Source organism: Micromonospora sp. D75 (assembly GCF_018070405.1).
Taxonomy (GTDB): Bacteria; Actinomycetota; Actinomycetes; order Mycobacteriales; family Micromonosporaceae; genus Micromonospora; species Micromonospora chalcea.
The window spans coordinates 1-6,886 of the sequence record NZ_JAGPXV010000313.1 but is presented as its reverse complement, the minus strand read 5'-3'; the positions used below and the strand labels follow the sequence as shown (position 1 = coordinate 6,886).

Genomic DNA, 6,886 nt, shown 5'->3' with positions numbered 1-6,886 from the left:
CCCGCCACTGATGGGCGGGGGGGGGGGGGGGGGGGGGGCGGGGGCGGGCGGGTCAGCGGGGGGAGATGGCGGGCCAGGGGAGCGTGAGGTTGCCGTGGCGCCACGTACGAGGGCTGTCCCGGATCGGCCAGCCTGACTCCTTCACCGCCTCGACCGTCCGCAGCCAGCGCTGCCGGGGGCCGAACGGGGCGTAGCCGGCGGCCGCGCGCCACGCCTGCTCCAGCGCCTCGATCAGGTCGTGGATGCGTTCACCCGGCACGTTGCGGTGGATCAGCGCCTTCGGCAGCCGCTCGGCGAGCGTGGCCGGGCTCTCCAGCGTGGTCAGCTTCGCCGACAACGTGAGCGTGAGAGGACCGGTGGCGTCCAGCAGCACCCAGGAGCCGAGCCGCCCCAGCTCGTCGCAGGTGCCCTCGACCAGCAGCCCGCCGGGCGCGAGCCGCCCGGTGACTGTGTGCCAGGCGTCGGCCACCTCGCTCTCGTCGTACTGGCGGAGCACGTTGAACGCCCGCACCAGCGCGGGACGCAGTCCGGCCAGCTCGAAGCCGCCCCTGGCGAACGTCAGCCCGGGCGGGTCGGCGGCGGGCAGGGCGGCAGCGACGCGTACCGGATCGATCTCCAGGCCGACCACCCGCACGTCGGCGCGGACCCCGGCCGCGAGACGGGCCCGCAGCTCGACCGGGGTGACCGGGGTGGCGCCGTAGCCGAGGTCGACCACGAGCGGGTCGGCGGCGGCACGCAGCGCGTCGCCGCAGGTCTCGACGATCCAGTTGTCCACCCGCCGGAGCCGGTTGGGGTTGGTGGTGCCCCGGGTGGCCACGCCGAGCGGACGCTCCATCAGGACTCCCGGTGCACCTTGTGCTGCGCGGCCTGGGCCAGCGGGCGGACCACGAGCCGGTCGATGTTGACGTGGTGCGGGCGGGTCGCGCACCAGGCCACGCAGTCGGCCACGTCGTCGGCCACCAGCGGTTCGGCGACACCGGCGTAGATCGCCTCGGCCCGGTCGGCGTCACCGCCGAAGCGGACCAGGCCGAACTCCTCGGTCTTCACCATGCCGGGGTCGATCTCGATCACCCGGACCGGTCGGCCGCACAGTTCGAGCCGCAGCGTGCCGGCGACCGCGGTCTGCGCGTGCTTTGCGGCCGTGTAGCCGCCGCCGCCCTCGTAGACGACGTGCCCGGCGGTGGAGCTGACGATCACGATCGTGCCGGCGCCGGAGCGCTCCAGCGCCGGGAGCAGCGCCTTGGTGACGCGCAGCGTGCCGAGCACGTTGACGTCGTACATCCATTGCCAGTCGCCCACGTCGGCCGTCTCGACCGGGTCCAGGCCGCGCGCGCCGCCGGCGTTGTTCACCAGCAGCGTGACCGGCCCGGGGGCGGCCTCGGCCGCGGCGGCCAGCCCGGCGACCGACTCGTCCGAGGTCACGTCGCAGGCCACCGCGCTCGCCGCGCCGCCGGCCGCCTCGATCTCGGCGACCAGCGCGGCGAGCCGGTCGGTACGCCGGGCGGCGGCGAGCACGTGGAATCCCTCGGCGGCGAGCCGGCGGGCGGTGGCCGCGCCGATCCCGCTGGACGCCCCGGTGACGATGGCGACTGAAGTCATCCGGACATTGTCCACCGCCGCCCGGCCGCGCGCGGTGATGAGGTCCGTCACGCCGGGGACCCGGCGAAGGGCATTTCCGAACCCCGATGGGGAAGATGAGATCCGGCACACGGGTTGACCGAGAAGCGCCGGTCGTGCGGGACGGCATCAACCGTGACAGAGGGAGCGGACGTGGCGGATTTGCACACCGGTGTCGGTCGTCAGCGAGGTGCCCTGCCGTGGCCGCGGCCGCGCCGTATCGCCACGCTCTCGGTGCACACGTCGCCGCTGCACCAGCCCGGCACCGGTGACGCGGGCGGCATGAACGTCTACATCCTGGAGGTGGCCCGGCGGCTGGCCGAGGCCGACGTCGAGGTGGAGATCTTCACCCGGGCCACCGCCGGTGACCTGCCCCCGGTGGTCGAGGTGGCGCCCGGCGTGTCCGTCCGGCACGTCACCGCCGGGCCGCTGGAGGGGCTGACCAAGGAAGAGCTGCCGGGCCAGCTCTGCGCCTTCACGGCCGGGGTGCTGCGCGCCGAGGCGGCCCGCCCGCCGGGCCACTACGACCTGATCCACTCGCACTACTGGCTCTCCGGTCAGGTCGGCTGGCTGGCCAAGGAGCGCTGGGGCGTACCGCTGGTGCACACCGCGCACACGCTGGCGAAGGTCAAGAACGCCCGCCTCGCCGCCGGGGACCGCCCCGAGCCGAAGGCCCGCGTGATCGGCGAGGAGCAGGTGGTCACCGAGGCGGACCGGCTGGTCGCCAACACCCGGGTCGAGGCCCGTGACCTGCTCGACCGGTACGCGGCCGACCCGGACCGGGTGGCGATCGTGGAACCCGGCGTCGACCTGGAGCGGTTCCGTCCCGCCGTCGGTGACCGGGACGCCGCGACCCGGGCCGCACGCCGCCGGCTCGGCCTGCCGGCCGACGGGTACGTGGTCGCGTTCGTCGGCCGCATCCAGCCGCTCAAGGCGCCGGACGTGCTGGTCCGTGCCGCCGCCGCGCTGCGTGAACGGGATCCGGCGCTGGCCGACGAGCTGACCGTGGTGATCTGCGGCGGGCCCAGCGGCAGTGGCCTGGACCGGCCCACCGCCCTGATCGAGCTGGCGCACGCGCTCGGCATTGCCGACCGGGTGCGTTTCCTGCCGCCGCAGACCGGCGCGGACCTGCCCGCCCTCTACCGCGCCGCCGACCTGGTCGCGGTGCCGTCGCACAACGAGTCGTTCGGCCTGGTCGCGCTGGAGGCCCAGGCGTGCGGCACGCCGGTGCTGGCCGCCGCCGTGGGCGGCCTGGTCACCGCGGTACGCGACGGCGTCAGCGGCATGCTCATCGACGGCCACGACCCGGTCGACTGGGCCCGGGCGCTGGCGCGCCTGCTGCCCGATCCGGTACGCCGTGCCGCGCTGGGCCGGGGCGCCGAGCGGCACGCCCGGGACTTCTCCTGGCACCGCACCGCCTCCGGCCTGCTCGCCGTCTACGGGGAGGCGATCACCGAGCACCGGGCCCGGCTGGCGCGGCGGCTCGGCGACCCGGCGATGCTGTGCTCCTGGTGATCACCCGTCCGGCGGCCCCGGTCGACCGGTCGTAGAGTGGGTGCGATGAGCCGCAGGAGTGAGGTCGCCGCGCTGATCGAGTCCGTCTGCGCCGAGCGCGAGCTGGAGTGGGAGTCGACCGGCGAGGCGTCGTACGCGGTGACCCTGCCGGGCACGCACAAGCTCAAGACGATCTGCAACCTGATCGTGGGCGAGCACGCGCTGCGGGTCGAGGCGTTCGTGATGCGCCAGCCCGACGAGCGCCGCGAGGAGCTGTGGGCCTGGCTGCTGCAGCGCAACGCCCGCATGTACGGCGTCTCGTTCTCCATCGACGCGGTCGGCGACGTCTACCTGACCGGTCGGGTCAACCTGGCCGGGGTCGACGCCGACGAGCTGGACCGGCTGCTGGGCTCCGTGCTGACGTACGCCGACGAGTCGTTCGACAGCATGCTGGAGATCGGCTTCGGCACGGCGATCCGCCGGGAGTGGGAGTGGCGGGTCAAGCGCGGCGAGTCGACTGCCAACCTGGCCGCGTTCGCGCACCTCTTCGAGCCGTCCGCCACTGCCGGATCGCCCGCCGGAGGTTCGGAGCCCTCCTGACGGGTATGCCGCCCCGCGCGGTGCGGAGCATTGGGACCCACCGCGGGCCGAGGACGGACTGTCGAGGAGCGTGTCCCATGGCTCAGCGCAACAGCTCAGGTCGCGGCACGACTGCGACCCGGACCAAGCGGCAAAGCGGCAACCAGACGCCGAACACCCCGAGGGTGTCGGAGTCGGCGATCTCCCGGATGAAGGTGGACGACATCCGCAGCCAGCTCAAGCGGCGCGGGGTCTCCGGGATCTCCGCGCTGCGGAAGCCGGAACTGGTGAAGACCCTGGCGCGGACGATGCGCGGGGAGGGCGGCGCCGCGCGGCGCAGCTCCGGACCGGCCGGGCGGCCGGCCGCGACCCGCAAGAGCACCGCCGCGAAGAAGACCACTGCCCGCCGGGCCACGTCGCCGGCCAAGTCCGCGCCGGCCGCGCGGGCCACCGGTGCCAGGGCCAAGGCGACGGGTACGCGCAAGGCGGCCCCCGCCCGCACCAAGGCCACCTCGTCGCGGGCGACCGCGACGCGCGCGAAGGCGGCCCCGTCCCGCGCGAAGGCCACGCCCGCCCGGGCGAAGAAGGCGGCTCCGTCGAGGGCGAAGACCGCTCCTTCGCGCGCCAAGGCGGCACCGGCCCGGAAGGCGACGTCGGCTCGGGCGCAGAGCGCGCCGACCCGTGGGCCGGCGTCCAGCCGGTCGATCGGATCGTCGCAGCTCATCACGTCGCTCGCGGACCGGCCGGAGCGTCCGGGCCGGAGCCTGGTCACCCGTAACCACGAGGTGATCCAGCGCTGGGCGCGGGCGCGGGGCGCGAAGCCGGCCACCATCGCCGGCACCGAGCGTGCGGGCCGGCCCGGGGTGCTGACGTTCAACATCCCCGGCTACCGGGAGAGCAGCCGGATCCGGGAGATCACCTGGGACGACTGGTTCCGGACGTTCGACCTGCGGCGGCTGAACCTGATCTACCAGGAGCAGATGCGGGACGGGCGGCAGAGCAACTTCTTCCGGACCGAGAACCCGAATCGCGAGGACGGCTGAGGTTTACGGGAATGGACCCCGGGAACCCGGTGTTTGCCATCCCAGGGACCGCAGCACGGACAGCCGGATTCCCGACACGGACGCTGTGACGGGCAAGACAGCGATCTGGGTTGAATCCGGAATCTGGGCGAACTAACTTTATTGCACCGCGTCACGCTTGTTTCCGTTCGGGGGAGCGGTGGATCGATCAGATCCGCGCAGGCGAGATGCGAAGATCGGGTGGAGCACGCCGTTGGGGGACGGTGCCACCCGTGGAACCGGCGGCGCGAGCGGGCGACGCTTACGGGGGTGAGTGTCGCCCGCCGCCGCCGGGCGTACGGTCAGAGCGCCCATCTCGACGGGGGTCGGGATGGGCGCTCTGCCGTTGTCGGCGTTCAGCGGGCAGACGAGACCGGTTCCACGGCTGCCGCCCGCAGCGCGGCGACCCGGCGCTCCCGGGGCGGCCCGGCGAGCAGGTGCCCGGCGGCGGCCAGCAGCCCGAGCACGCCGACCACCAGCCAGTGCCGCTCGCCCAGATGTTCCAGGCTGAGCCCGCCCAGCGCCGGCGCGACGAACGACGCGGCCGGGAACGTCAGGTAGAACACCGACTGGTAGCGGGCGCGCAGCTCGGGCGGGGCGAGGTCGGCGTTGATCTGAGCGTTCGGCGGCGCGGCGAGCATCTGCCCGGCCGTCCAGACCACCGCCGCGCCGAGGTAGAGCGGCAGCCCGTCGGCGACTGTCAGCGTGCCGAACCCGAGCGCCATCAACGCGGTGGAGACGGCCAGCACCGTCGACTTGCGGTACGGCTCGATGAGCCGGGGCACGAACAGCTGCCCGACCACGATGAGCGCCCCGCCGAGCGCCACCACCAGCCCGTACGCCGACGGGCGCAGGCCGTCCGCGCGCATCGCCAGCGGCATGATCGTCGAGGTCTGCATGGTCAGCACTGCCAGCAGGAATGTCAGCCCGACGAACACCAGGAACGTGCGGTCGGTGAGCGCGGTGTGCAGCCCGGGACGGCGTCCCATCACCGCCCGTGGCGTGAGCGCCGGCCGCCGGGTGAGCGTCTCCGGCACCTTCAGCGCGATCACCACCGCCGCCGCCAGCGTGGCTGCGGCGTCGACCAGGAACAGCGCGGTGAAGCTGGCCTCGGCGAGGATTCCGGCCAGCAGCGAGGCCACCGCCATGCCCAGGTTGAACGCCCAGAACTGCAGGTTGAACGCGCGGGAGCGGCGCGCCTCGGGTACCACGTCCACGATGGCCGCCACGAACGCCGGGCTGGGCATCGAGTGCGCCACCCCGACCAGCGTGGCGAGTACGGCGATCACCGCCAGGTGCGTGGTGAACGCCAGCGCCGCCATCAGCCCGGCGGCGACCAGGTGGGCGGCGAGCAGCGTGGCCCGCCGTCCCCAGCGGTCCGCCAGCACACCGCCGAGCAGCGTGCCGGCCGCGCCGCCGATCCCGTACGCGCCGACCACCAGCCCGGCCAGCGACGGCGGGGCGCCCCGCGCGACGGTCAGGTACAGCGACAGGAACAGCAGCGCGAACGCGCCGGCCCGGTTGATCAGCAGGCCGGACCAGAGGTACCAGAACGTGGCGGGGAGCCCGCCGGCCGTGTCGTCCCACCAGCGCCGCAGGCCGTGCACCAGTCCTCCAGGAAGGTTTCCTTACCGATTCCGTCCCGTACGGTATCCACCCGCCTCGGGGCGGTCGCGTCGGGGCGTACTCAGGAACCGGCCCGGACCGGCGCGGCGGGTGCGGTGGCCGCGGCCTCGGCCGCCTCGGGCGCCGGGGAGGCGGTGGCGGTGACCGGCGCGACCGGCGTGCCCACTGCGCGCAGCGCGAGCGCGCGGCGCTCCCGGGCCGGGCCGGAGATCAGGTGGGCGACGGCCGCCACGACGCCGATGCCCGCGCAGCCGAGCCAGAGCGTGCTGTTGCCGGCTTGCTCGCGGACCAGGCCGCCGAGGATCGGCGCGGCGGCGCCGGCGAGCTGCCAGGACAGCGAGAAGACGCCCTGGTAGCGGCCGCGCAGCGCGGCCGGGGACAGCTCCGCGATCAGGGTGGCGTTGGACGGCGAGTTGAGCATCTCGCCGACGGTCCAGATCAGCACGGTCAGGCCGTAGAGCCAGACCGTGTCGGCGAACGCGGTGAGCCCGAAACCGGCGCCCATCACC

General features: G+C 74.3%; 7 protein-coding genes. 3 read left to right on the top strand and 4 right to left on the bottom strand.

Annotation, left to right across the window (positions count from 1 at the left end):
- Positions 1-52 precede the first annotated feature (52 nt).
- A complete protein-coding gene (locus KBX39_RS18820) occupies positions 53-835 on the bottom strand; it encodes a class I SAM-dependent methyltransferase (protein WP_113973510.1) in 783 nt (260 codons plus the stop codon).
- The gene (locus tag KBX39_RS18815) at positions 835-1,599 is read right to left on the bottom strand and encodes an SDR family NAD(P)-dependent oxidoreductase (protein WP_210871756.1); all 765 of its coding nucleotides are present in this window, start codon (positions 1,597-1,599) and stop codon (positions 835-837) included. The genes KBX39_RS18820 and KBX39_RS18815 overlap by 1 nt, the downstream gene beginning before the upstream one ends.
- A 171-nt stretch (positions 1,600-1,770) precedes the next feature.
- On the opposite strand from KBX39_RS18815, the gene mshA reads away from it, so the two are divergent.
- From mshA to KBX39_RS18800, 3 genes are all read left to right on the top strand, one after another.
- A complete protein-coding gene (gene mshA, locus KBX39_RS18810) occupies positions 1,771-3,132 on the top strand; it encodes a D-inositol-3-phosphate glycosyltransferase (protein WP_043328056.1) in 1,362 nt (453 codons plus the stop codon).
- A 45-nt stretch (positions 3,133-3,177) separates the two neighbouring features.
- Positions 3,178-3,711, top strand: a complete 534-nt coding sequence (locus tag KBX39_RS18805) for a YbjN domain-containing protein (RefSeq protein WP_043328058.1) — start codon at positions 3,178-3,180, stop codon at positions 3,709-3,711.
- A 77-nt stretch (positions 3,712-3,788) separates the two neighbouring features.
- Positions 3,789-4,733, top strand: coding sequence for a hypothetical protein (locus KBX39_RS18800; RefSeq protein WP_247660350.1), 945 nt, complete (start codon positions 3,789-3,791; stop codon positions 4,731-4,733).
- Positions 4,734-5,107: 374 nt separating this feature from the next.
- Here the strand turns inward: KBX39_RS18800 and KBX39_RS18795 are convergent, their stop codons facing one another.
- The gene (locus KBX39_RS18795; RefSeq protein WP_210871754.1) at positions 5,108-6,358 is read right to left on the bottom strand and encodes an MFS transporter; all 1,251 of its coding nucleotides are present in this window, start codon (positions 6,356-6,358) and stop codon (positions 5,108-5,110) included.
- 80 nt (positions 6,359-6,438) lie between these two features.
- Positions 6,439-6,886 (bottom strand): MFS transporter (locus KBX39_RS18790; protein WP_369010116.1); only part of this gene is annotated, 448 nt, incomplete at its 5' end.

Bases quoted from the DNA above. Each gene is read 5' to 3' on its own strand.
- KBX39_RS18820 (WP_113973510.1), bottom strand. From the start codon at position 835: ATGGAGCGTCCGCTCGGCGTGGCCACCCGGGGCACCACCAACCCCAAC.
- KBX39_RS18800 (WP_247660350.1), top strand. From the start codon at position 3,789: ATGGCTCAGCGCAACAGCTCAGGTCGCGGCACGACTGCGACCCGGACC.
- KBX39_RS18805 (WP_043328058.1), top strand. From the start codon at position 3,178: ATGAGCCGCAGGAGTGAGGTCGCCGCGCTGATCGAGTCCGTCTGCGCC.
- KBX39_RS18815 (WP_210871756.1), bottom strand. From the start codon at position 1,599: ATGACTTCAGTCGCCATCGTCACCGGGGCGTCCAGCGGGATCGGCGCG.